This window comes from Acidovorax sp. LjRoot129 (assembly GCF_964253765.1).
Lineage (GTDB): Bacteria > Pseudomonadota > Gammaproteobacteria > Burkholderiales > Burkholderiaceae_C > Acidovorax.
Genome location: NZ_CAXUSE020000001.1, coordinates 5200401 through 5225455, shown reverse-complemented (window position 1 = coordinate 5225455; position 25055 = coordinate 5200401). Strand labels below are relative to the sequence as shown.

19 protein-coding genes are annotated in these 25055 nt (G+C 67.3%); 9 read left to right on the top strand and 10 right to left on the bottom strand.

The features are described from left to right. Positions 1 to 8: 8 nt before the first annotated feature. The 4 genes from ssb (at position 9) to ACSQ3Q_RS23925 (ending at position 4290) form a co-directional block, all read left to right on the top strand. Positions 9 to 584 carry a single-stranded DNA-binding protein gene (gene ssb, locus ACSQ3Q_RS23940; RefSeq protein ID WP_436136798.1) on the top strand — a complete coding sequence of 192 codons (576 nt, stop codon included), beginning with the start codon at positions 9 to 11 and terminating at the stop codon, positions 582 to 584. A 302-nt stretch (positions 585 to 886) separates the two neighbouring features. Then, the gene (locus ACSQ3Q_RS23935) at positions 887 to 1459 is read left to right on the top strand and encodes a hypothetical protein (protein ID WP_436136797.1); all 573 of its coding nucleotides are present in this window, start codon (positions 887 to 889) and stop codon (positions 1457 to 1459) included. A gap of 90 nt (positions 1460 to 1549) precedes the next feature. After that, positions 1550 to 2263: a Bax inhibitor-1/YccA family protein gene (locus ACSQ3Q_RS23930; protein WP_436136796.1), complete on the top strand. Its 714-nt coding sequence runs from the start codon at positions 1550 to 1552 to the stop codon at positions 2261 to 2263. A gap of 386 nt (positions 2264 to 2649) precedes the next feature. After that, positions 2650 to 4290 (top strand): hypothetical protein, encoded by a 1641-nt coding sequence (locus tag ACSQ3Q_RS23925; protein WP_436136795.1) that lies wholly within the window; start codon positions 2650 to 2652, stop codon positions 4288 to 4290. Positions 4291 to 4500: 210 nt separating this feature from the next. On the opposite strand, the gene ACSQ3Q_RS23920 is transcribed toward ACSQ3Q_RS23925, so the two are convergent. The 7 genes from ACSQ3Q_RS23920 to mnmA all read right to left on the bottom strand — a co-directional run bounded on the left by ACSQ3Q_RS23920 (position 4501) and on the right by mnmA (position 16855). After that, on the bottom strand, positions 4501 to 8844 hold the full coding sequence (locus ACSQ3Q_RS23920) for a cellulose synthase subunit BcsC-related outer membrane protein (protein WP_436136794.1): 4344 nt from the start codon (positions 8842 to 8844) through the stop codon (positions 4501 to 4503). Positions 8845 to 8998: 154 nt separating this feature from the next. Continuing rightward, on the bottom strand, positions 8999 to 11314 hold the full coding sequence (gene bcsB, locus ACSQ3Q_RS23915) for a cellulose biosynthesis cyclic di-GMP-binding regulatory protein BcsB (protein ID WP_436136793.1): 2316 nt from the start codon (positions 11312 to 11314) through the stop codon (positions 8999 to 9001). Between the two features lie 31 nt (positions 11315 to 11345). Beyond that, complete coding sequence (gene bcsA, locus ACSQ3Q_RS23910) at positions 11346 to 13532, bottom strand: UDP-forming cellulose synthase catalytic subunit (protein ID WP_436136792.1); 2187 nt, start codon at positions 13530 to 13532, stop codon at positions 11346 to 11348. Further along, on the bottom strand, positions 13529 to 14311 hold the full coding sequence (gene bcsQ / locus ACSQ3Q_RS23905; RefSeq protein ID WP_436136791.1) for a cellulose biosynthesis protein BcsQ: 783 nt from the start codon (positions 14309 to 14311) through the stop codon (positions 13529 to 13531). The genes bcsA and bcsQ overlap by 4 nt, the downstream gene beginning before the upstream one ends. After that, positions 14308 to 14901, bottom strand: a complete 594-nt coding sequence (gene bcsP, locus ACSQ3Q_RS23900) for a cellulose biosynthesis protein BcsP (RefSeq protein ID WP_436136790.1) — start codon at positions 14899 to 14901, stop codon at positions 14308 to 14310. Before bcsP ends, bcsQ begins: the two co-directional genes overlap by 4 nt. A gap of 40 nt (positions 14902 to 14941) precedes the next feature. Then, a complete protein-coding gene (bcsD, locus tag ACSQ3Q_RS23895) occupies positions 14942 to 15418 on the bottom strand; it encodes a cellulose biosynthesis protein BcsD (protein ID WP_436136789.1) in 477 nt (158 codons plus the stop codon). A gap of 315 nt (positions 15419 to 15733) precedes the next feature. Continuing rightward, positions 15734 to 16855 carry a tRNA 2-thiouridine(34) synthase MnmA gene (gene mnmA / locus ACSQ3Q_RS23890; protein ID WP_436136788.1) on the bottom strand — a complete coding sequence of 374 codons (1122 nt, stop codon included), beginning with the start codon at positions 16853 to 16855 and terminating at the stop codon, positions 15734 to 15736. Positions 16856 to 17011: 156 nt separating this feature from the next. Here mnmA and ACSQ3Q_RS23885 point away from each other — a divergent pair, with 156 nt between their 5' ends. Together ACSQ3Q_RS23885 and ACSQ3Q_RS23880 are read left to right on the top strand one after the other, a co-directional pair. Then, the gene (locus ACSQ3Q_RS23885) at positions 17012 to 18370 is read left to right on the top strand and encodes a DUF1800 domain-containing protein (RefSeq protein ID WP_436136787.1); all 1359 of its coding nucleotides are present in this window, start codon (positions 17012 to 17014) and stop codon (positions 18368 to 18370) included. Between the two features lie 5 nt (positions 18371 to 18375). Further along, a complete protein-coding gene (locus ACSQ3Q_RS23880; protein WP_436136786.1) occupies positions 18376 to 19521 on the top strand; it encodes a DUF1501 domain-containing protein in 1146 nt (381 codons plus the stop codon). A gap of 96 nt (positions 19522 to 19617) precedes the next feature. On the opposite strand, the gene ACSQ3Q_RS23875 is transcribed toward ACSQ3Q_RS23880, so the two are convergent. After that, positions 19618 to 20559 (bottom strand): LysR substrate-binding domain-containing protein, encoded by a 942-nt coding sequence (locus ACSQ3Q_RS23875; RefSeq protein ID WP_436136785.1) that lies wholly within the window; start codon positions 20557 to 20559, stop codon positions 19618 to 19620. A 107-nt stretch (positions 20560 to 20666) separates the two neighbouring features. Between ACSQ3Q_RS23875 and ACSQ3Q_RS23870 the strand changes: the two genes are divergently transcribed. Then, positions 20667 to 21587: an N-formylglutamate amidohydrolase gene (locus ACSQ3Q_RS23870; protein WP_436136784.1), complete on the top strand. Its 921-nt coding sequence runs from the start codon at positions 20667 to 20669 to the stop codon at positions 21585 to 21587. Then, positions 21572 to 22570: a Bug family tripartite tricarboxylate transporter substrate binding protein gene (locus ACSQ3Q_RS23865; RefSeq protein WP_436136783.1), complete on the top strand. Its 999-nt coding sequence runs from the start codon at positions 21572 to 21574 to the stop codon at positions 22568 to 22570. The genes ACSQ3Q_RS23870 and ACSQ3Q_RS23865 overlap by 16 nt, the downstream gene beginning before the upstream one ends. A 26-nt stretch (positions 22571 to 22596) precedes the next feature. Here ACSQ3Q_RS23865 and ACSQ3Q_RS23860 read toward each other — a convergent pair whose 3' ends face one another. Further along, entirely contained in the window at positions 22597 to 23085 is a 489-nt protein-coding gene (locus tag ACSQ3Q_RS23860; RefSeq protein ID WP_436136782.1) for an NUDIX hydrolase, read from the bottom strand. Between the two features lie 78 nt (positions 23086 to 23163). Further along, the gene (locus ACSQ3Q_RS23855; protein ID WP_436136781.1) at positions 23164 to 24099 is read right to left on the bottom strand and encodes a DMT family transporter; all 936 of its coding nucleotides are present in this window, start codon (positions 24097 to 24099) and stop codon (positions 23164 to 23166) included. A 79-nt stretch (positions 24100 to 24178) separates the two neighbouring features. Here ACSQ3Q_RS23855 and gcvA point away from each other — a divergent pair, with 79 nt between their 5' ends. Continuing rightward, on the top strand, positions 24179 to 25054 hold the full coding sequence (gene gcvA / locus ACSQ3Q_RS23850; protein ID WP_436136780.1) for a transcriptional regulator GcvA: 876 nt from the start codon (positions 24179 to 24181) through the stop codon (positions 25052 to 25054). The last annotated feature ends 1 nt before the right edge of the window (position 25055 follow it).

The following is a 25055-nucleotide window of genomic DNA, read 5'->3' as shown; positions in this document are numbered from 1 at the left end:
ACAGCACCATGGCATCCGTAAACAAAGTCATCATCGTCGGCAACCTGGGCCGCGACCCCGAGATGCGCACTTTCCCCAGTGGCGACCAGGTGGCCAACGTGACGATTGCCACCACCGACAAGTGGAAGGACAAGCAGTCTGGCGAGATGCGCGAAGCCACCGAGTGGCACCGTGTGGTCTTCAACGGCCGCCTCGCTGAAATCGCCGGCCAGTACCTGCGCAAGGGCTCGCAGGTGTACGTGGAAGGCTCGCTGCGCACCCGCAAATGGACCGACCAGAGCGGCGTGGAAAAGTACAGCACCGAAATCCGTGCCGACCAGATGCAGATGCTGGGCAGCCGCCAGGGCATGGGCGGACAGGGTGGCGGCGGTGGCCAGCCTGGCGGTGGTTATGACGATGGCGGCTACGGCGGCGGTGACCAGGGTGGCGGCTACGACCAAGCCCCGCCGCCACGCCGCGCAGCGCCACCGGCCGCGCGCCCGATGGGTGCCCCCGCAGCGCAGCGCCCGGCCCCGGCGCCCGCAGCCCAGGCCCCACGAGCCGCTTCGGGCTTTGACGACATGGATGACGACATCCCGTTTTAATTGACGCGCCGGCTTTTGGCGAAGCCCGCTCCTCGCAAGGGGAGCGGGCTTTTTTTTGTTGTGCCCGAGCGAGGCGCCAGCGGCAGTAACTGCGGCAGAGATGCATCGCCTACACCAGCCCGCGACCTGCCCGCCCGGCCAATTTGTCCATTGCGGCCCGGGCGCAACGAACCCAACACTTTCTTACATCGAATACACCAACCTCGAACATAGTGTCGACCTGTCCACCCACGGCCCAGCGCCGGCCGCGGCGGGCTTGCTCTACAAATTCAACACACAACAGAGAAGAGAGAGGGAAAGATATGCCCGGATTCATTCGCAAGATTCTGATTTTCATCACCGGCTACGCCTGGCTCCTGTTGCTGGCTGGCCCCGGCCTGATCGCCCTGTCGGTCTACAGCAACTGGAAAGCCGACGGCGACCATGCCTACGCCGCGAAGGAAAGCCTGCAGAGCGTCTCCGGCACGGTGACGCAGGCATCGGAGGTAACGGTCAAGCGCAAGCGCCGCGCCACCAAGAAATACTACGAAATCGATGTGAAGCCCGACGCGCTGCCTGCTGAAGTTCGCAAACTGCGCATCGACCACAGCACGCCCCAGGACCTGGTGTCCGACCTGATCGATGAAAAAGTCACCGCGCTGGTGGACAGCAGCGACAGCGACCTGGTGTACGAGGTGGCCGTCAATGGCAAGCCCGTGATCAGCTATGAGACCACCAAGCAGCGCCTGCAGACCGAAGCCGCCGCGTCCGCACAGTCTTTCAGCGGCGCAGGCACCTGGATTTTCGCGATCTTCCTGACGCTGATCGGCGCCGCAGGCCTGTGGTCCAACCGCAAGCTGCGCGCGGCCGACGCTGCGCAGCTCAGTGCCGCCTGAGCGCCATCTGGATAAAAAGAGAGAGGGAGGGAGGAGCAGCGCGAGGGCGCGCTCTTCCCACATTCACAACAACCCCGTGGAGGAATCACCATGAACCCCAACGCATTGACCCCATCGACGCCAGAAGGCGCTCCGTTCGAACGGCGCGACTTCATCGTCTCTACCTATAAGCACCTTGGCGCGGCCATGCTCGCCTTCGTGTTGCTGTCCACTGTGCTGATGGTGTCCGGCTTCTCGGGCACCACTGCCAAGATGCTGCTGGGCAGCGGCAACAAATTCATCTGGCTGGGCGTGATGGGTGCGTTCATGCTGGTGGGCTGGCTGGCCTCTTACATGGCCGACAACTCCGAGAACCCCCAGACGCAGCTGATGGGCCTGGGCATTTATGTGTTGGCCGAAGGCCTGATCTTTGCGCCCATGTTCGGCATCGCGCAGATCGTGGCCCCTGGCGCCATCGGCGCGGCCGCGTTCATCACGCTGCTGCTGGTGGGCGCGCTCACCTGGACAGCGTTCACCAGCAAGTCCGACTTCTCGTTTTTGGGCGGCATCCTCAAGGTGGGCGGCCTCGTGGCCCTGGGCACCATCGTGGCCGGCGCCATCTTCGGCTTCAAGCTGGGCATCTGGTTCTCGGGAATCATGGTGTTGTTTGCCGGCGCCTGCGTGCTGTACGACACCTCGCGCATCATCCACGACTACCCCGCCGACCGCCCCGCGGGCGCGGCGCTGCACCTGTTCGCGTCCATCGCGCTGATGCTCTGGTACGTGCTGCGCATCCTGATCAGCCTGGCAACCAACGACGATTGAGGCCGGCGCCCACTGCGGCGACATGCCTCATGCAAGGCCGAGTTCTGCAAGGGACCCGGCCTTTTTTGCTGCTGCCGGTTCATTTTTGCAGTCAAATCGGCCTCCAGCGCTTGATATATAAGCACTTTTAGCTATATTTTTGATAGCATTGGCTTCTCAGGCTCACACGCTGCGGCTGCGCGGAGGCCCGAAGGCCTGTACCTGCGAGGCAACTGCTCCCGCAAAGCCGTACTGAAAGCGCCGCGCGAAACGCCTTGCCTGCCGCTGCTGGCACAATTGGACACAGCCCTGTGCGGCGCGCTGGCGCTGCTGGTGGCCCGGGCCTCACCCCCTGGCGTCGGCGTCCGCGCCGTCCGAACCCCACACTAGATCCCCTGTTGTCCATCATGCGCAAATCTCTTTGGCTCTCTTTGTCCTGTGCGGCCCTGCTCGCCAGTTGTGGCGGCGGCTCCTCCGACGGGGAGGACGTGGGACCGACACCGGGCGTGCAGCAGTTCCCTGGGGGCGTGTGGGAAGGCACGGTGGGCACCGGCGCAGCGCAGCGGCAGGTGGTGGGCTACATCGATCCGGGCCCGCTGGGGACCGGCGGCGAGTTCTACCTGGCGCGCGAAGCGCCGGGCGCAGCCGGTTTTGATGCGCTGTACGGGCGCCTCAACGTCAACGTCACCGCGGTGCTGGCCACAGGCGTCACCTACCACTCGGTGCAGGACGGCAAATTTGCCACGGGCCTCACCCTGCGCGGCACGGCGTCGAACAGCGGCAAGATCGGGCGCACCGACGGCATCAGCGGCAACTACAGCGACCCGGTGCAGACGGCAGCCGCGTCCGGGGCCGTGGTGCCTATCAAGCTCTCGTACAGCAGCCTCAACTTTCACACCGCGACGGCAAGCCTGATCGAAGGCACGTACCGCGGCACCGGGCTGTTTGGTGGCGGCTGGGTGCTCACCGTCACGCCGCAGGGCCAGCTTTCGGGCCGCATTGGCGGCTGCCTGGTGGCGGGCTCGGCCACGCCGCGCGCGGCAGGCTCGCCGCTGTATTCGCTCACGCTCAATCTTTCTGGCGATACGACCTCGTGTGGCGCCAGCGGTACCCAGCAGTCCGGCATCGCCGTGCTCCGGTTTGACGCGGCGGGCACGCCCAATGGCATCTGGGCGTTCACGCGCAATGCGACGGGCCCCGACAACACCTACGTCCTCAACGGCATTTCCGACCCGCGCACCGTCACACCGCCGTCTGCCACGCCGCTGTCCGTGGCGGGCAACTGGCAGGGCTCGTTCACGCTGCCTGCGGGCGTGATCGGTGACACCTCGGTCTGGGGCAGCGTGCTGCCCGACGGCGGCCTGTTCTTCTATACCAACAGCAGCATCAACCACAACGCGCTGTACGGCCGGCTCATCCGGTATGAGAACAACGCGACCAACAACCGTTTCGTGACCGCCAACGATGGTGTGTTCTTCAACCGCCTGCTGGCCAACACCGGCGCGTACAACGAGTCGGTGCTGATCGACGGCACCTTGCAAAGCACCCCGGGCTCCAGCACGGCCAGCCTGTTCAGCGGCACCTTCAGCTACCCCACACAGCCCGGCGGCGCACCCACGCGATTCAGCGTCACGCCCGACCCGTTGTACGCCCTGCCCAGCGGCAAGGTGCCCAACCCGGCGCTGATCGTCGGCACCTACAAGATGGCGGGCGCGGGCTTTGGCGGTGACACCACAACGCTCACGGTCTTTGCCGATGGTGCCATCACGGGCTTGACCACGAGCGGCTGCGAGGTCGCCGGCAAGCTCCTGGGCGAGCTGGGCAGCGGCTTGAACCTGTACCGCGTCGAAGCCTTCGGTTACCTCAACAGCCCGAACGCGCCCATCACCTGTGGCCTGTCGTCCGGTCCGGCGCAATCGGGTTCAGCAGCCGCGCAATTCGATGCCAACGGCAATGTCGTGGGCTTGCGCATCCTCACGGCGGGCTTGTCGGTGGCGGGCACGCGGGCCCACACCGTGTTTGTGGGCGCCAAGCAGGTGGCGCCTTAATACGCAGGCAGCGCCGGTTGATCCTGCGCAGTGCGGGCCGCAACCGGTGCAAACCACGCAGGATGAGGCGCGGTGGGCTCGACGGATGTGGACCACCCCCCAAAAGAAAAAGCCCGTCGCACTCACTGTGCGACGGGCTTTTTTGATGGGCGCAAAGGATCGAAGTTTCGCCGACGGCCCAGGGTTCGAGGGGCGAAAAGCCCCGCGTCCTCAATAGGCGTAAGGCGACCGCAGCGGATTCACTGGGAAGGTCTGCAGGCCGTTGTACGGCTGGAATGCATACCGCACGTAGAGGCCGCCCGCAAACTCGCGGTAGTTGCGTGCGTTGTTGAGCGCCAGGTGCCCGCCGAGGAACACCTGCGGGTGCATCTGGTATTCCATGGCCGCGCCCAGGTTGTAGCCCAGGCCGGTGCGCGACTGGCCGGGGTAGATGGCGGTGGCGCCGGTTTCGCCAAATGCCAGCGCGTCGGCGGCGGCCTGGACGGCCGACACCTGCCGCGAAGGGCTGTTGGGGAAGTACGGCGCTGCGTCTTCCTTGAAGTACTGCACGCCGACCGAGCCCTTGAGCTGGTAGGACAGGCGACCATTGCGCTGCGCCCATTCGATGGGGATGCCGAACGACACGAATTGCTGCGGACTGAAGTAGCCGCCGTGGCCGACGGTGAAGTAGCGCAGGTTGCGCTGGTACGACAGGCCCGAGAAGCTCAGGCCGGCAGTGAGGTCGGCGTTGGACGTGCGGTGCACGTGCCAGTACATGCCGCCGCCCGCTTCAGCGCGCGCATTGCTGCGTACGCGGGTGCCGGTCAGGCCGTGCAGCGAGCCGTAGCCGTATACACCCAGCTCCCCGTCATCCCAGGTCATATCGATGCGCCCGCCGGTGGCCGACACGCCGCCCCAGCGGTCCCCCGTGCGCGCATCGCGGGCGCCGGCGAACGACAGCAGGCTGTCGGTCACGGGGCGGCGCGACAGATCAGCCGCCACGGTGAGGTTGTCGGTGACCGCCATGCGGTACTTCACGCCGGCCGTCACGTCCGACTGGCCAAAGCCGAGCGGGGTGCTGCCGATGTCGGCCTTGAAGCTGCCGCTCTCGTAGCCGACGCTCAGCCCCACGCCGCTGTCGCTCTGCGAGCCAGCGCCACGCTCGGGCATGTCCAGCGCGGTGACGGGGCCCCCGCCAAAGCGGCTGACTGTGCCGTAGGGCGAGCCTGGCGAGCCAGCGCTCACGCCCGTGGGCGTTACGCCCAGCAGCACATGCCCGTCCCCCACGCTCATCTTCAGCTGCACGGGCGCCTGGATTTCGGACAGCTGGCTCATGCCCGCTTCGCCTTGGCGGGCACGTGCGGTGGCGCCCACCGAGAAGCTCGATATCTGGCTCTGCTGCACTTCACGCAGCTCGTCGCGCGCCGTGCGCGGCCGGGTGGGGTCGGGCGCGGTGTTGCCCAGGCCAGCGGTGGACCACGCCGACGGTGCTGCAGCGGGCGCCACGCCCATGCGCTGCTGCGGCAGAGGCTGGGGCGCTGCAGCGTAGCCGCCGTACGCCTGTGCCGGCGTGAGGTAGCCGCCAGCGGCAGGCGCCTGCTGCGCCGGTGGTACGTAGGCGGACGCGGACGCGGGGATTGCGCCATTGCCGGACAGCGCTGAAGCGCCAGCCGCGGACCGTGTGGCCGCGGGCAACGGCCCTGCATTGCGCGCCGTGGGTATCGCACGCCGTGTGGCACTGGACGTGGCGGTGGGCGAGGCATCGGCCATCCCTCCCGGGCTTGCAGCCTCGGGGTAATAGCTGGCAGGCGTCATCGGCGCAGCCTGGGCATAGGCCTGCGGCGCCGTGCCAAAACGGCTGGCACCTGCCGGGTCAGGGATATACAGGCCGGACGGCGCGTTGCTGCGCGCCACTGGCTGGGGTGCATATTGCAGCGGGGTATAGCCGACCGGCGAGCGGACTGCCGTGGTGGCGGTGCTTGGTACCGACAGGCCACCGCCAGCGCGTTGCTGCACTGCCATGCGCTGGGCAAACGGATTGCCCGACCGTGCCGGCCCCGCAGGCACACCGCTGGCCGCCAGCACGGCATCGCGCTGCGAATTTTCTGCAGCGACGGCCGCGGTGAAGAACTCGGTGGCCTTGGAGTTCTTGCCTTGCGCGCGGTAGAGGCGGCCGGCGGCGGTCAACACCTCCGGGTCGCGCGGGGCGCGGGCGAGCGCGACCGACAGCAGCGACTCCGCATAGCCATAGTCCTTGGCCCCGGTGGCCATCGCGGCGGTCTGCAGGATCAGCGGCACATCGTTGGGCGACTTGTCGAGCAGCCGCGCATACAGCGCCTGAGCCTGGGCATAGTCGTTGTTGGCAGCGTACATGCGGGCCAGCGCCGCCATCGCCTGGGGCTCGTCGGGCTGCTCAGCCAGCAGCGGTGCCAGCGTGTCGTACGCGCCCACCAGATCGCCCGCTTCACGCAGGCCGTCGGCCTGGCGCACGATGTAGGCGCGGCGGATGTCGCTGAAGCTCTTGCGCTCGCGGTCGCTCATGGGCGCGGTCTGCAGCTGCCGCAGGATGCCTGCGAGCTCCACGTCCTGCTGGGTCTTGAGCAAGGTGGCGGCGTACTGCAGGCGCAGGCCGACATCGGGCCGCGGGGTGCGCGCCAGCACCTGGCGCACCATGCCCAGGGCGCGCTGCGGATCGCCCGCATCGGCGTAGGCCAGCGCCATGGCGCCGAGCAGTTCGGGGTCTTGCGTGGCAAAGGATTCAGCTTGGGCCAGCACGGCCTGTGCTTCGGCTTGCCGGCCCTCCGCTGCCAGGGCGGATGCGGCCGAGGCTTGCACATGCACCCAGACGCGTTTTTGCAGCGCTGCGATATCGCGCGTGCGGTGTTTTTCAGGGATGCGGTCCAGCAGCGCGAGTGCGCCGGGCCAGTCGCCGGCCTCCGAGGCCAACAGTGCACCGGCGTACAGCGCCTCGGGCATGTTGGGGTTGGACAGGAGCAGGCCGTCCATCACGCCGCGCGCTTCGGCCACGGCCCCCATGCGCAGGTACAGCCGCGCCAGGTCCAGCCGCACCCAGGGGCTGGCCGGGTCGTTCAGCAGCGCGTCCTCCAGCGCAGCACGGGCGGCAGCGGTGTCGCCGCGCTCTGTGGCGGCGCGGGCTTGGCCCAACGCCTGCGCGGCACGCAGGCGGCCGAGGGCCCCGACCTTTTCCTGTTGCGAGGGAGAAAGTTTTTCGACCAGCGCGAGCGCCTCAGCCGCCTTGTTGTTCTGCGCGAGCACGCCCACCAGGCCGCGCACGGCATCGGGGTTGTCGGCCTGGCGCGCCAGCACGCGCCGGTAGGCCGCTTCGGCCGCGTCGTACTGCCCGTCTTCGACCAGCAGGTCGGCCAGATCGGTCTGCGCCGTCACCTCAGTGGGGTTCAGGCGCACGGCCTGTTCCAGCGAGCGGCGGGCGGCGGCTGTGTCCCCGCGCTCGCGCTCGGAGGTGGCCTGCTCGACCAGGCTCCAGTAGGTGGCGCTGTCGAGCGCCTGCTTCCAGCGGCTGGCCGAGCCGGCGCGCGAGGCACGCTCCAACAGCCCGCGGGCGTCGGCAAACCGCTCCTGGCGCAGCCGCAAAATGCCCAGGCCACCCAGCGCGTCGCCATCGGCCGGGCGCGATTCGAGCACGTTCAAAAAGGCCGCTTCGGCGGCGTCGAGCTCACCATCGTCCAGCGCCTGGAACCCTGCGGTAGTGCGCTGGCGCAGCGGGTCGGCAGTCCGGACCGGGGCGGCCTGGGATTGTTTTTGGAGGGCTTGCGCCTGCACCAGCCGTGTCTGCACCGCCGTGTCGCCGGGGTTGGCGCGCAGGAAGTCCTGGTACAGCGGGATGTCGGCCGAGCGGTTGCCGGTCCAGGCCAGCGCCTTGCGCCAGCTTTCAGTCGCCGCCTTGCCCACGTCGGGGCGCCCGGCCAGACGGGCCAGCTGGGCAATGCCGTCGCGGCGGGTGGCTTCGCGGTAGGTCAGGTGCTGGGCCAGGGCCAGGGCAATCTGCGGATCTTCGGGCGATTCCTGCGCCAGGCGGCTCAGGCCGCGGCGTGCTTCGTCCCAGCCGCCTGCGGTGGCGCCGAGCGTCTGGTAGTACTCCAGCGCCAGCGGGCCCGTGGGGGCACGGTCACCCAGCGCGGCTTGGTAGGTGCTCAGCGCCTGGTTGGCTTGGCCGCTGCGGGCTTGCTGGCGCGCGGTCTCGATCTGGGGTGCGCTGCGCCCGGTGCGGATCGACTCCTGCAGCCGGCCGACCAGCGGGCTGCGAGGGTGCGCCGCCTGCAGCTGGTTCAGGTAGCGCTGTGCGCCCTCGGCGCGCTGGCCGTTCAGCTCAACCAGGGCCATGCCGTAAAGCGCTTGGGCGTTCTGGGGGTTGATGCGCAACAGTTTTTGCCACGCTTCGCCCGCACGCTGCGTGTCGCCGCGTTCCTGCCAGTACTGCCCCTGGTCCAGCAGGGTCTGCTCGGCCCCAGTCTGCGCCCAGGCGGCAGACGGTGCCATCAGCGAGGCCAGCAGCCCCATGGCCAGTGTGTGGTGATGACGACGTTTGGAGGACATGCCTTCCTTCTCCCTGCGAGGGGCCCCGGCGGTCAACCACCGGGAATATGTTGCGTGATTCGAAAAAGGCCGGGCGACACCGCCCAGCCCCTTCTCAACCCTTGATTACTCTTGTCTCAGTGCTTCTCGCACTCTGCGACTCTCCGCCGTGTTCTCAGCCCTTTTGCTTGAGCCGGCCGCGCGCGCGCGCCCGCAGCGACAGGTACATGATGACCGCCACCAGCATTGCCGCGGATACCCCAAGCAAGATCAAAAGCAGCGGGTTGCGCGACAGGAACCACTGCGCGTACAGCAGCGGCCCGAGCTTGCCCACATAGTAGTTTTTCTCGGCGATCAGGCTGTCGACCTGCTTGCCACGGATCACCGTGGTGCTGCCCTGCACATGCTTGACCGCTTCAGCGTCGAGCAAGGCATCCATGACTTGCGCAAGGCCGGCAGGCTGGTTGCTGGCCACCAGCACCACGCTGCGGCTGCTCTTCAGCGGCGACTCGAACCCGGCAACGAAGGCATCGGTGCTGGCGCTGGAGAACGCGACCTGATTGCGGCGTGTGCGGGTTTCCGACTCTTCCTCAAAACCCCACCAACGCAACACGCGGTGGGCGAAATCGGCCATCTGGAAGCTTTTGGCATCGCCCTGCAATGCCGCAGGAATGGCGCTGGCCCACTGCTTGAGCAGTGGCTGTGTGTCTCCACCGGAGGAGATGACCAGCAGGTCCTTGTCGGCCAGGCGGTCCACCTGAGCCGCCTGGGCCACGGTCACGCCCAGCGCCGGGAAGCCGGTGACGCGGCCCATGATGCCCATCAGGCCCAGGTAGGTCCCCACCTCCTGCACACCGAGCTTGTCCGGCATCACCACGGCCGACTCCGACAGGTCGGCCATGCGCGTGAACGGAAAGCCGGCATTGCCAAACGCCGCGAGATCCGGCATCGCCATGAAATGGGGGAAGTGCGAGATGTCGATGGTCGAGTCGGCTTCGACCGAGCCGCGCACGTTGTCGAGCGGCACGTCCTTGCAGGCCCCTTGTTTGACCACGTCATAGAAGTAGTGCATCTGCAGCTGCGACTGGGCCGGCAGCTTGAACAGCGGAATGTGGAACTTCTCGCGCTCCGGGCCCGAGGGTGTCGACGGCAGCACCTTGTTGAGCAGGCGGTCCAGCGTGCCCAACTGCTCATGGTTCACGGCATGCAGCGGCAGGGACTTCAGGAACTGCTGGTTCACGCTGATGTTGAGCGTGGACTTGTCTGCATTGGGGCGCGGCGTGTACCGGTAGCGCAGGTCCACCGGAATGCCGTTCTGGCGCCACGCGAACAGGTCGGGCGGCAGGAAGAAGTTGACGCGGATCAGGTCGGGCGCGTAGCCGGACACATTGAGCGTCTGGGCTTCGACCAGCTCGCCAAACTTCACCGGCCGGTCGTTGGCCAACCAGTTGGGCGCGTCGTACGGCTTGCGGGGCTTGAGCTCGGTCACCTCGGTAATCCGCGCAATCGGGCCGGACAGCGCGGAGGAGCCCACGGCCAGGGCCTTGGCGGCCACTGCCAGTTCGGCCTCGTCACGCCCCATGACCAAAAGCAGCTTGCCATTGCGGTCCGCCGGGTGGCTGACCACGGCCACCGTGGGGCCCTGGATGTCGGGCAGCGTGAGGCCCGCGGGTGCCTTCGCCCGGCCGGCCACCATCACCACCGCGTTGCCACGGGCCGGCAGTTCGCCGATCAAGGATGGGAACTTCGCGCCGCGGAAACCGGCCAGCGCGCCAAACCACGACGACATCGTGCCCGCGGCCTGCAACGTGCCCGGATTGGGCGAACTGTTAAACACGATGGGCAGTTCCAGTGGCCGCACGTCGCGCCGATCAAAGAACGGCTGGGGCAGCAGCGCCAGGTCGTTGGTCTGCGCGATGGGCGCGACCGTCAGCTCCAGCACGCTGTCGTTGCCCACGTTGGCCCACAGGCTGGAGTGCAGGGGGTCCTCGCACTCCATGGTGTAGTGGCCGATGAGCTGCAGGTTCAGCCGGTTGAACTCGGTGATGAGGCGCGGGGGGATGACGATTTCGCGCTGCAGGTTCTCACCCGCCTGCTGTGTGGTCACCGGGATCGTCGCGGCCACCTGCTCGTTCACCATCACCTTGATATGGGACAGGCTGGTGATCAGTGCTGGCGAGTACGAGTAGTTCAGCTTCAGGCGGGCACCGGTAACTACCTCGTCGTTGCGCACGCTGAAGGCCACGCCGCTGGTGCCGTCCACCCCGCGCAGTTGCAGCGGGAACAATGCGCCCAGATCCTTGAAGCTGGTGCGGTGCACGCGCACACCGCTCTCGGCTGGGGCCGCGGCCGTTGCCGCCGCTGCCGCAGGTGCGGGGGCTGCAGCGAGTTGCGAAACAGGCACGGCCGTCCCTGCCAATACCAAGGCCAGCATGGCAGGCAGCATGCGCTGGCGCGGCAGCCGCGCTGTCGGATGTTTTTTGGAAATCATCGTGTGGAATCTCAGGAAAACAGGGAAAGGCTTAGCGGGGTTTGAGGGACTTGATGGCGGACGCCGCAAGCTGCCCGACCCCGCGCAGCCCGATCACGATCACGCTCTTGAGCGAGCGCAGCGGCTTGTCGCGCTGGCCCGTGCCCCAGCTGGAAATCCAGGCGTCGGCCCGCGCAAAGGTGAGCGACGCGAGCTCGGCCTGCTGGTGCAGGCTCAGGTTGTCAAACTTGACGCCCAGGCGCCCGTTGCCGCTGAACGTGACGATGGCCGGGAAGACACCTTCTTCCTCGGACCGGAACAGCGACACCGACAGGCGGCTGCCCATGGGAACGTTCGTGTCCGCCGGCACCGCCAGCCCCAGGCCATGCTGCGAAAAGTCTTCGGTCTTGCACACCAGCGTGCGCCCGTTTTCAAAGCGGATCACCGCCGGCTGCGAAGCCGCCACACGGGGCGTGCCGCGGATCTGGCGGGTTTCGCTGGCCACCGCCACGCTGGCCCCCAGCAGGATGACGTTGTAGACCGTCCAGATCATGTTGATGACCAGGGTCGTGCTTTCGTCCCCGACGGACGAGAACAGCTTCCAGATGCCCACCGACAGCCCCACCAGGTTGATGAGCAGCAGCACGACATACGGCCGCGCGATGGTCCAGTCGAAGTACGCCTTCTCGATCACCCCGCCCTTGGCCGTCACGTTGAACTTGCCCAGCTTGGGGTTGATGAAGGCCACGATCACCGGGCGCATGATGTACCAGGCCAGTACGGACTCGTACACCTCGTTCCAGAACGAATGCCGAAAGCGCCCCTGGATGCGCGAGTTGGTCACGCTGGCGTGCGCCAGGTGGGGCAAGGCATAGGCGGTGATCATCAGCGCGGTGGCCTGGAAGACCTGGGCGCCGAAGAACAGGTAGGCCAGCGGCGCCGTCAGAAACACCAGCCGTGGCAGGCCATAGAAGAAGTGCAGCATCGCGTTCAGGTAGCACAGCCGCTGGCCAAAGTGCAGGCCCTTGCCGAACAGCGGGTTGTCTGTGCGCGCGATCTGCGCCATACCCCGCGCCCAGCGAATGCGCTGGCCCACGTGGCCAGAAAGACTTTCGGTGGCCAGGCCTGCCGCCTGGGGGACTTCAAGGTAGGCGGTGTTGTAGCCCAGGCGGCTGAGCTTGAGGGCGGTGTGGGCGTCCTCGGTCACGGTCTCCACCGCGATGCCGCCCACTTCCAATAGCTCCTTGCGGCGGATGATGGCGCAGGAGCCGCAGAAGAACGCAGCATTCCACAGGTCGTTGCCGTCCTGCACGATGCCGTAGAAGAGCTCGCCTTCGTTGGGCATGCGGTGGAAGGTATCGAGGTTGCGCTCGAACGGGTCGGGCGAGAAGAACACGTGCGGCGTCTGCAGCATCACCAGGTTCTTGTCCTTGAAGAACCAGCCCATGCAGACCTGCAGGAAGGAGCGCGTGGGGATGTGGTCGCAGTCGAAGATCGCGATGTATTCGGAGTGCGTGACCTTCAGCGCCGCGTTGATGTTGCCGGCCTTGGCGTGGTGGTTGTTGTCGCGAACCAGATAGCCCACGCCCAGTTCTTCGCAGAACTCCCGGAACTCCGCCCGGCGGCCGTCGTCGAGCACGTACACGTGGAGCCGGTCCGCAGGCCAGTCGAGGCTCATGGCCGAAAACACGGTCTGGCGCACCACTTCCAGCGGTTCGTTGTACGAGGGGATGAACACATCCACGCTGGGCCAAGAGTCCACATCCGCAGGCATGGGGACCGGGCGGCGCTGCAGCGGCCAGGCCGTCTGAAAGTACCCGATGAGCAGCACGGCGAACGCGTACAACTCGGCCAGCACCAGCCCGTAGCCAAACGCCGCATCGAGCAGATTGGTAAAGCCGATGGTGTCGGTAAAGCGCCAGTAGATATAACGCGACGACGCCGAGATCGACAGCACGATCATCGCCAGCGTCGACAAGCGGCCGGGGGTCTTGCTCAGCAGCAGCGCAGCGCCGAACGAACCGAGCGAAAAGAGGACCTGGCCCTGCAGGTCCAGCGGGACGCTGATGACCAGGCCCATGAGCATGGCACTGAACACCACCGCCGCCACCCGGGCCAGTGGATGCTGCCAGAGCTCCCAGCCGGTGATGGCATGCACCACGGTGCGCCAGTGCGCCTGCGGGCTGTGTGAGTCGGCGTCGGCGACTTCGTCGGCCTGGGGACGCTGGTCCACGCTCATTGAACGGCTCCCGTCAGCGGCAGGCCCAGGCGCTGGGCGAGCACCCGCGCGCACTTGCGCAGGTCATCGGCAGCCTGCCCGTGTACGTCGTAGTCCTGCAAGCCCTGCTCATAGGCCAGCGCCTCGCGCACGGCCTGGTCTTCATGGATCACGCCAATCAGGCGCTCGCCCAGGCTGTCATGCATCACGCGCGTGATGTCCTTGGACAACTGCCTGGCGGAGTCGGCCTGGTTCAGCACGTAGACGGCTTCTGCAAAATCAGGGCGTGGCGCGCAATACGTGTGCACCAGGCGCTGCATGAGGGCCAGCGATGCATAAGACGCCGCGTCCGGCAGGCTGACGATGACGACCACCTGGGCTGCCGTCAATGCCTGCTGCATGTAGACCGACGGGCCGGGCGGCGTATCGATCAGCACTACCGCGTCGGGCGGCAGGCCCAGGCTCTCCAACTGCCGCACCAGCCAGTCAGGTTGCGCATCCAGATGGCGCTCGAAAGCCACGCGGTCGGACTCGTTCACCACGCCATAGGGCAGCACATGCACGCCCGAAGGGCTTTGGACGCAGACCGAACTCCAGTCATCCCCTGCCAGGCTTGCGCGGGACACACCCGACAGCGAACGGGGATCCACGCCAAAGTGCAGGCCCAGCGCGTTCTGCGGGTCCATATCGACGACCAGCAGGGTCGCCACGCCCTGGCGCCCCAGGGCAGTGGCCAGGTTGGCTGTCAGGGTGGTCTTGCCCACGCCGCCTTTGGCCGAAACGATGGCAATCACTTTCATGAATGGCCCTTGCGCGGCTGCCAGGGTGCTGGCGGGGGCGCCGTCTCAGCGGGTGCTGATGCGCCTCCCAGGCGCGCAAAAACCGAAGGCAGATCGACCGGCAGCGCGGCTGGCTGCGTGGCGGCCGGGTCCGACTGCACGGGCGTGGCCGCTGCGCGGAGTCCCGCCAGGCCGGCCAGAGGCGAACGGGCGGACAGTGCGGCAGACGGGGGCAGGCGGTCGGCGACGGGCATAGTTATTGGTGCAGGTGTCGGCACCACGGCAGGTGCGGGGGCCGCGCTGACTGCGGGTGCAGGTGATAAAGCCGCAGGAATGTCGGCAGCCAGCGGCGCGCTGCGCTGCGCCCAGCCTGTGGGCTCGGTCCCAACAGGGGCCGGTCCCTGGGGATGGGGGTTCACCGCGGCCAGGGTGGGGCCCGCACGGCGGTCCACTGCGGGCACGTCGTCGCCCACGGCGCCGCGGACGGCGGACACCAGAGGCCAGCGCTCACCCGAGAGCCTGTGCTCCTGCTTGCGCGCCAACTCTAGATAGGGGTCGGCCTTGCCACCGAACTGCTGAAAGAGATTCACGATGTCGTCTGAGTGCTTCATGGGTCACCGCCAAAACTAAAAAATCAGGAACCCCAGGAGCTCAGCGCGCCAACTGAAGATGCACACTGCCCCAGGCATCGCCGGGCGCGGCCTCGCTCACCTTGAGCTGGCCCGCACCGGCCTGCTCGAACCAGACTTGGTACACACCTTCGAGGAACCCGCCCGACCATTGCGCGTGGTTGGGCCCAAAGGCAGCAGATACGGGCGAAACGCTGTGTTGGATGTCGACATGCGCAACTTCTTGGGAGAGGCGAACCCAGCCCCAGTCGATGCGTTCCCAGACCTGCGTCATGTGGCCCTGCAGCTCATCCAGCGTGGCGCATGCGGGCAGCGGGTGGTCGGCGGCGAACCGGGCGCCCACCCGTGCCATCAGCGCGCGCAGGTCCTCGGGGGGCAGCGCCGCCGCAAACTCTGCCGACAGAGCCTGGAAAAACCCCCGCCATTGCGCGGCGCACTGTTGCTGGGCGAGGTGCTGGATGATTTCAGGGCTTGTGGGCAGGGAGGCGGTGTGAGACATGGCGTGCAAAAGCAAGCATCGGGCCCGCATCAGCGGCCGTCGCGAGTGAATTCAGAGATGGAACCCCCGCATCGGCTGATACAAGTGGTTTCAAACAGGAGTCAGAATTTTAGGAGGCCCACCCGAAAAGATCGATTTCCCAACTGCAAACCAAAGGTCAACTTTGTTCAACTGCAGCGGATGGGGCCCAGTTTGTGGACGTCACGCCACATGGGCCCAAGATTCAACTATTGAATAAGTCTACTGATAGCTGACAACTATGAAAAAGGCTGTGTTTTTCCCCAATCTCATCGCCAGACCTTAAAGACAGTTGTGTCAGTGTGTCGCGCTCAGGATGACCCCGCCGCCCAGACACACGTCCCCGTCGTACAACACCGCACTCTGGCCGGGTGTGACGGCCCATTGCGCTTGAGGGAACTGGAGTTCGAACCCCGCACCCTCGGCATTGGTGATGTCGCACGCCGCGTCTTGCTGCCGATAGCGGGTCTTGGCACCGTAGACGCCGGGCGCCGGCGGCTGGCCAGAGGTCCAGCTGGCGTCCTGCGCCACCAAGGCCTGGGACAACAACCACGGGTGGTCGTGCCCCTGCACCACGCGCAGCGTGTTCTTCTCCAGCTCCTTGCGCGCCACAAACCAGGGGGCGTGCTCGCCCCCGCCGCGCTGGGCGCCTTTTTCCTTGATGCCGCCAATGCCCAGGCCCTGCCGTTGGCCCAGGGTGTAGAAGCTCAGACCCACATGCTTGCCCACGGTGCGCCCCTGGTCGTCCTGGATGGGCCCGGGCGCATGGCTGATGTAGCGGTTGAGAAACTCCCGAAACGGCCGCTCGCCGATGAAGCAAATGCCGGTGGAGTCCTTCTTTTTGGCGTTGGGCAGGCCAATCTCTTCGGCGATGCGGCGCACCTCGGTCTTGTGCAGCTCGCCCACCGGGAACAGCGTCTTGGAGAGCTGGGCCTGGTTCAGGCGGTGCAAAAAGTAGCTCTGGTCCTTGGACGGGTCGAGCCCCTTGAGCAGCTCGAAGAGGCCGGTGGCTGCGTTCTGGCGCACGCGTGCGTAATGCCCCGTCGCGATTTTCTCCGCGCCCAGGCGCATGGCATGGTCGAGAAAGGCCTTGAACTTGATCTCGGCGTTGCACAGCACATCGGGGTTGGGTGTGCGGCCGGCCTGGTATTCGCGCAGAAACTCGGCGAACACCCGGTCCTTGTAGTCGGCCGCGAAGTTGACGTGTTCGATCTCGATACCCAGCACGTCGGCCACGGCGGCGGCGTCTACGAAGTCGATGTTGGACGAGCAGTACTCGCTGTCGTCGTCGTCTTCCCAGTTCTTCATGAAGATGCCGACCACCTCGTGACCCTGCTGTTTGAGCAGGTGGGCGGTGACGGCGGAGTCCACGCCGCCCGAGAGGCCTACGACAACGCGGTGTTTGGTATGGGCAGTCATTGCCTCGATTGTATTTTTTTGCCGCAGCCGCCTTGAGGCTGAGGATGAGATGCCCGCGACCTGGGCAGACTACTGAACCGCCCGACCCCGGTGCTTTACGCAGTGGACACCTTGGGGAAACAAAGTGTTGCGCCTCGGGGCGCGAGAATTTCACGCATGAATTCCGCAGCAGTTGCCTTGAACCGATTCGGCCTCGGCGCCCGGCCCGACGAGCCGGTGCCGGCCGACCCGCAGCGCTGGCTGCTGGCGCAAATCGCCCCGTACGACCCGCTGCCCGCGCCCTGGAAGCCGGTGTCCCGAACGCCGGCCCTGGTGGACGCATGGCTCGCTCAGCAACGTGCGGTGCGGCAGGCGCCTGAAGGTCGGCGCGCAGGCATCCGTGAGGCCTACCTACGCAGTAGCCGCGAGGAATACGTGGCAGCGGCCAGCGCCCGCGCCACCAGTGCGCTGCAGACATCCACGCCGTTTGTTGAGCGGCTGGTGCATTTCTGGTCCAACCACTTTGCCGTGTCGGTGGACAAGCTGCTGGTGGTCGGTCTGGCCGGTGGCTTTGAAGCCGACGCCATCCGCCCCCACGTGCTCGGACGCTTCGAAGACCTGTTGCTCGCCGCTGTGCGCCACCCCGCAATGTTGCTCTACCTGGACCAGGCGCAATCCATCGGACCGACAAGCCGCGCAGGCGAACGTGCGCAAGACCGGCAGCCGTTGCGCAGGCGGGGCCTCAACGAAAACCTGGCACGGGAAATCCTGGAGCTGCACACGCTCGGGGTGCGCAGCGGCTACACCCAGGAGGACGTGACCGAGTTTGCGCGCGCGCTCACGGGCTGGACGCTGCCCGCCGATGACAGCGCAGCCGGGGCCTCCGGGACCTTCCGGTTTGCGCCGGCCCTGCACGAGCCGGGGCCCCGAACGGTGCTCGGCCGCAGTTTTGCCGACAGCGGCGAGCAGCAGGCCCGCGACATCCTTCACCAGCTCGCGACGTCCCCAGCCACCGCCCGGCACATCGCAAGAAAGCTCGCGCGCCATTTCGTGGCCGACGATCCGCCGCGCGCGCTGGTGGAGCGGTTGGCAGCTACCTTCTCGCGCACGGGTGGCGACCTGCCCAGCCTGTACCGCGAGTTGGTCGCGGCACCAGAAGCATGGCAGCCTGGGGGCGCCAAGTTCAAGTCACCTTGGGACTGGGCCATTTCGACCTACCGGGCCCTGGGGCGCAGCGAGGTGCCATCAGGCCTGATGAACCAGCTCGGCCAGCCGGTATGGCGGCCCGGCTCCCCCGCGGGCTACGACGACGGCGCCGCGACCTGGGCCGCGCCGGACGCGCTGCTGCGGCGTGTCGAGGTGGCGCAGCGCATCGCCACGCAGGCGGGCAATGCCGTCGACGCGCGGGCGCTCGCGCCGCGTTTGCTGCCCGGCGGCGCGTTGACCGAAGCCACAGCTGCCGCAATCGCCCGCGCCGAAAGCGGCAGCACGGCGCTGGCCCTGTTGCTGGTCTCGCCCGAGTTCTTGAGGAGATAACCGACATGAGCCTGGACCGACGCCACTTCCTGGGAACCACCACGCTGCTGGCGGCACCGCGCATTCTGTTCGCGCAGGCCGCTACCGAGCGGCGCTTCATCTTCATCATCCAGCGCGGCGCAGCGGACGGCTTGAACACCGTCATCCCGTATGCAGATCCGGCGTACGCCAGCGCCCGGGGCGCGTTGGCGATCGACAGCGCGAGCGCGCTGAAGCTGGAAGGAAGCTTCGCCCTGCACCCGTCGCTGGCCCATCTCCATGCGCTGTATGGCGCCGGCCAGGCGAGCTTCTTCCACGCCGTGGCGTCGCCGTACCGCGACCGTTCACATTTCGACGGGCAGAACGTGCTGGAGACCGGCGGCAACGCGCCCTACCAGATCAAGGACGGCTGGATGAACCGGCTGCTGGGCGTGCTGCCGCGTGCCGGAAAACCTGCGGTGGCCTTCTCGCCGGGGGTGCCGCTGGCGCTGCGGGGCGCCGTCGAGGTCACGTCGTATGCGCCTTCGGCGCTGCCACAGGCCAACGAGGACCTGATGATGCGGGTGGGCCAGCTGTACGCCAACGACGGGCAGCTCCATGCCCTGTGGTCCTCCGCACTGGAGGCGCGCGGCATGGCTGGCGGGATGGAGGGTGGTGCACGCCGGCAGGATGCGGCAGCGCTGGGCCGCATGGCGGCGGGCTTCCTTGCGCGCAGCGACGGCCCACGCGTCGCCATGATCGAGACAGATGGCTGGGACACGCACAGCGGCCAGAACGCGCGCCTGGCCAACCAGCTGCGGGGCCTCGACAGCCTGATTGCCGGGCTGCAGGAGGGGCTGGGCCCTGTGTGGGCGCACACCGTAGTGCTGGTGGCGACCGAGTTTGGCCGCACGGTGGCAGCCAACGGGACGGGCGGCACCGACCACGGCACGGGCGCGGTGGCCATGCTGGTCGGGGGCGCGGTGCAGGGGGGCCGCACCGTGGCCGATTGGCCAGGCCTTGCGCCCGCGGCCCTGCTGGATGGGCGCGATCTCCGACCCACGATGGCCTTGGACGCGCTGGTGGCTGCGGCTTGCTCCGAGAGCTTTGGAGTGGAGCCGGAACGGCTGCACCGTGTGCTGTTCCCGCACGGGACACCCGCCAAGGCTTTCACGAAGCTGTTGCGCACGTGATGGGGACGTACTCGCCCGGATGAATCGTACGAAAAGGCCTGATGCCCGGAAGAGAAATGGTGCTCACGCAGGTCGATAACAAACGCTGCTCGGTGGTCAAGCCGTTGTTCGCGCAGTGGCACCCCGCGGCGAAAATCCGAGCCGTTCGCTGCTGGCCTTTGATGCCTCCAGCAGCCACGCCGTGAATTGCACCACATCTTCGTTCCCGGCCAGCGCCGCACGGCTGCACAGGAAGTAGCCGCGGCCTGTGTTCACGGCCGGGCCGAACGGCAGCACCAGTTGGCCCGAGCCCAACTCCGCCTCGATCAGCAACGGCTGGACCACGGTCACCCCCATGCCCGCGCAGGCAGCAACGATCAGGTTGTTGCCCAAGTCGAACCCCGGGCCCAAAGTGGGGGGAAGGTCCACGCCCCCGGCCTTTTGCAACCACAGCGCCCAGTTGCCGGGAAAGTTGATGTGCTGCAGCAGCGTTGCCTTGAGCAGATCACGGGGCTGGCGCAGGCGCGCCGCGACGGCGGGGGTACAAGCCGGCTGGATCTCCCGCCCCAGCAGGTAACGCGCGCGCACACCGCGCGGCCAGGCCCGCGATGGGCGCTTCACATCGATCCACAAGTCCACGTCATCGCGCGTGAAGTCCTCATCGTGGTGAAACGGCCGCAGCTCGATCTCGATGTCGGGGTGCAGGGCGCGAAACTGCCCCAGCCGGGGGACCAGCCAGCGTGTGGCCAATGTGGGCACCACGCTCACGCGCAGCCTGCGTTTCGCCCTGCGCACGCCGAACTGGCTCACGGCCGTCTCGAGCCCCGCCACATGGGCCTCTACCAGCACCTGAAACTCTCGGCCCCGCGCCGTGGGCAACACGCGCGGGCCTGAGCGGTCCAGCAGCGTGCATTCCAGCCGCTGCTCCAGGCGCTGTACCGCCCGGCTCACGGCCGCCTGGGTCACAAAGAGCACACCCGCCGCCTGCCGAAAACTGCCCAGCTGGCAGACCGCCAGAAAGGCGTGCAACTCGGGCAGGGAGGGGGATTTGAACTGCATGGACTGATTACATCCGGTTATCAGCGCAGATCAAATTGTCGTTTGCCCGCACGCACAGGGCTCCCTACGCTTGGCCTATCTGTCCTCCCGTCCAAGCCAAGAACGCCATGCAGCTTTCCGACCCGCTTTTTCCCGCAGCACCCGTCCAGGTGCTCCACCCAGACACCGACACAGCCCTTGCGCTGGTCTGCGACTCGCCACACAGCGGAACCGACTACCCCACGGATTTTGGCTATGCCGTGGCCACCGCCGACCTGCGCAGGTGCGAAGACACCCACGTGCACTGGCTGTGGGATGCCGTGCCGCGCGTGGGCGGCACCTTGGTGCACGCCACCTTCCCGCGCAGCTACATCGACCCCAACCGCGATGAGCAGGACATCGACCCCGCCATGCTGGCCGACGCCTGGCCGGGCGCCACCACCCCCACCGCGCGGACGCTGGAGCTGGGCATGGGTCTCGTCCCCAGCCATACCCCGACCCACCAGCCCATCTACGCACGCCGGCTGTCTGCGCAAGAGGTGGCGCACCGCATCGCACATTACTGGCGCCCCTACCGGCGTGCGGTGGCGCAGGCGCTGGAGGCTGCGGCCCCGCGGGGCCCCCGCTGGCATCTAAACCTGCATTCCATGCCCAGCAACGCTTACGAGCGTCTTGGCCGCGTGGCCCCGGGCCCCCTGGCCGACGTGGTGCTGGGCGACCTGCACGGGCGCAGCTGCAGCGGCGCTTTCACCCAGTGTGTCGCCCAGGCCTTTCGCCAACGGGGCTATAGCGTGGCCATCAACGACCCCTACGCGGGCCAAGACCTGCTGCGCGAATTCGGCGCGCCTTCGCAAGGGCATGAAAGCCTGCAGATCGAAATCAACCGGGCGATCTACCTGGACGAACACACGCGCGAACTGCTGCCCCGCGCAAGCCGCGTGCGCGAAGACATCGCCGACCTGCTGCACGACATTGCCATCTACATCCGCAGCGCCTGCCCCACCCACCCTGACAGCCACACCAAGGACCGACCATGCCCATCCCCCTGAACCGCCGCCGCTTTATGGCCGCCACCAGCGCCGTGACGGGCGCCATGGCCCTGCCCGCCCTGGGCCAGACGCCGGACCGCTATCCCTCACGCCCGATCACGCTGGTGGTGCCGTTTCCCCCCGGCGGCTCGGCAGACAACTCCGCACGGGCCATGGCCGACAGGCTGGGCCGGGTGCTGGGGCAAACCGTGATTGTCGAAAACAAAGGCGGCGCTGGCGGCACCATCGGCTCCACCCAGGTGGCCAAGGCACCACCCGATGGCTACACGCTGATCCTGACCTCGCAGACCACCCACGTGATCAATCCCGCGCTGGCGCCCAGCCTGCCCTATGACGCCGTCAACGACTTCGCGCCGATTACGCTCATCGATCGCCTGGCCAACGTGCTTTTGGTCACCCCTGGCCTGCCGGTCAAGACCTTCGCCGAGTTCGTGAAGTACGTCAAAGACAACCCGGGCAAGCTGAACTACGCCTCGTCAGGCAATGGCTCGCTGGCGTACCTGAGCATGGAGCTGCTCAAGGCCAAGCTGGGGCTGGCGATCACCCACATCCCGTACCGAGGCGCAGGCCCCGCGCTCACCGACCTGCAAGCGGGCCAGGTGCACATGACCTGGAACAACCTGTCGTCCAACCTCAACATGGTGCAGACCGGCCGCCTGCGCGCCCTGGCGGTGGCGTCCCCGATCCGCGCGCCGCAGCTGCCCGAGGTACCGACGTTTGACGAGCTGAAACTGCCGGAGTTGAACCTCACGTCGTGGACGGGCCTGGCAGCGCCCGCGAAGACGCCCGAATCGATCATTGCGCAGCTCTACGAAGCGATGCGCACCGTGCTGCGCGACCCGCAAACGCTCAAGGCGTGGAACGATCGGGGCGCCATGCTTCCCGAAACCGTCAAGCCCGCCGAATTCCGCAAGGAGATCCAGCAGCGCATCCAGTTCTACAAGAACATCGTCAAGACCCACAAGATCGCGGTGGACCAGTAGCGGTCCTTTGCGGGCGCCTTACTGCCCTACTGCGCGGCAGGTTCGGTCACCGAGATGTCGGTATGCACCAGCGAGAGCGGAAAACGCTGGCCTGCCAGGTAGTCCTCCAGGCAGGCCAGCAGCAGCGGGCTGCGGTGGCGTCCCGGGCAGGCGCGGATCTCGTCGGGCGTCATCCACACCGTGCGCACGATGCCGGCATCCAGCGAGCGCCAGTCGTGGTGCGTGCCGAGCGTGCCCGCGAACGCAAAACGCATGTAGGTGATGTCGTCGCCAGTGCGGGTCTTGGTGAATCGGTTCAGGTACACACCCACCAGGGCCGTGGGCTCGAAGTCGTGGGCCGTTTCCTCCAGCACTTCGCGCGCGCAGGCCTGGATAGGCGACTCTCCGGGGTCCAGGTGGCCGGCGGGGTTGTTCAGCTTGAGGCCGTCGGTGGTCTCTTCCTCGACCAGCAGAAAGCGGCCTTCGCGCTCGACGAGCGCGGCCACGGTGACGTTGGGTTTCCAGCGGTGGGGCATGGCGCGCATTATGACGAGGGGCCATGACGCGTGCAGGCACCCCGTGGCTCCCGCCCCGTCGGCGCAGCTTTGCTCAGATCAACGCCGTACCGCAGAACCTGCAGACGCGGATGCAGGCACCGCCCCAGCGGGCGCGGGCCGCAGCACCAGCCACAGCGCCAGTGCGATCAGCACGCCGCCCGCCGCGTGGGCCAGCGTGGCCACCTCGCCGAGCACCAGCCAGCCCCAGGCCACGCCAAACAGCGGGATCAAAAAGGTCACAGTGAGCGCCTTGACCGGCCCCACGTCGGCAATGAGCCGAAAGTACAGCACATACGCCAGCGAGGTGCACAAGAGACCCAGCGCGAGCATGGCGCCCCACACTGTGGGGCCGGCCGAGAGCCACGCGGCCGCCGGGCGATGCGCCGCCTCCCACAGCGCAAACGGCGCAAGGGCCAGCACCGCGCCCCACTGGCTGCCCAGCGCGACCAGGCGGCTGTCCAGCCCGCCGCGCTGGGTGATCCAGCGCCGCGTGAGGAAGCCCGAGAGGCCGTAGCACGCCGTGGCCACCAGGCATGCGGCGATGCCGCCCAGCACTGGCGCGGTCAGCGCCACGGGCCCTGCCTGCGCCAGCACCGCCACCCCCGCCATGCCCAGCAGCACACCGCCCACGCGGGCCGCTGTGATGCGCTCGCCAAACGCCAGCGCGCCAATCACCACGGCCATGAGCGGCGTGGTGGCGTTGAGGATGGCGCTGTACCCCGCGGGCAGCACCTGCGCCGCGAGCGCAAACATCAAAAAAGGGATGCCCGAATTAAAGACGCCCAGCAGCAGCGCAGCGCCGAGCTTGCCCTGGTATGCGGGCCGCAGCCGCACCACGGCCAACAGCGCCAGCAGCCCGGCGGCCCCCAGCACCACACGGCCAAACGCGGTGGGCACCGCGCCCCACACCGGCGCGGCAATGCGCATGAACAAAAAGCTGCCGCCCCACAGGGCAGCCAGGGCAAGGAAGCGAAGCAGGCTGGGTAAATTCATGCGCCCATCTTCATGGCAGCAAGGAGCTGCGGCAAACCATTTATCCTCACCCGCTGTTTAGCCACGCTATACGTTTGCCATGCGCTTGCCACCGCTGATTGCCATCCGGTTCTTTGAAGCCACTGCGCGCCACGCCAGCGTGCGGCGCGCGGCCGAGGAGCTGCACGTCACCCCTGGGGCTGTCTCTCAACAGGTGCGCAAGCTTGAAGCTTTTCTGGGCTGCGCACTGTTTGAGCGGCAAGCCCGCGGCCTCACACTTACGGCCGCCGGGCGCGACTACCAGGCCGCATGTGCCGAGGGGCTGGCCGTGATCGGCCACGCCACCTCGCGCATCGCAGCCACCCAGCGCCGCCAGGCCGTGCTGGTGAGCTGCACGCCGGGTTTCGCCGTGCAATGGCTGGTGCCGCGCCTGCACGGCTTTTTGCAACAACACCCCGACATGGATGTGCACGTGGGCAGCACCAACCGCGCGGTGGACCTGGCGGCCGAGGGCGTGCACTTTGCGGTGCGCCACGGGCAGGGCGCCTACCCGGGCCTGCAGGCCGAGGTGCTGGTGGCCGACGACCTGGTGCCCGTGTGCAGCCCGCGCCTGCTGGTACCACGCCGCACGGCGCGCGTGACCGACATCACCAGTGCCCGGCTGCTGCACGACGAACACCGCGGCGACTGGCGCCTGTGGTGCAAGGCGCATGGCGTGGCGGGCGTGGATGGCGACGGCGGCATCGTGTTCGCCCACAACGCCGCGATCGAGGCCGCGGTGGCCGGCCGGGGATTTGCGCTGGTGCGTCGCGCGCTGGTGCAGCAGGAACTGGATGCGCGCGAACTGGTGGCCGTGCATTGCAAACCCCTGCCGACACCGCTGGCCTACCGCCTTGTGTACCGCCATGAAGCCCTGATTGATCCCGCGCTGCGGCGCTTTCGCGACTGGATCATGGCGCAACGCAGCAGTGGGTAGG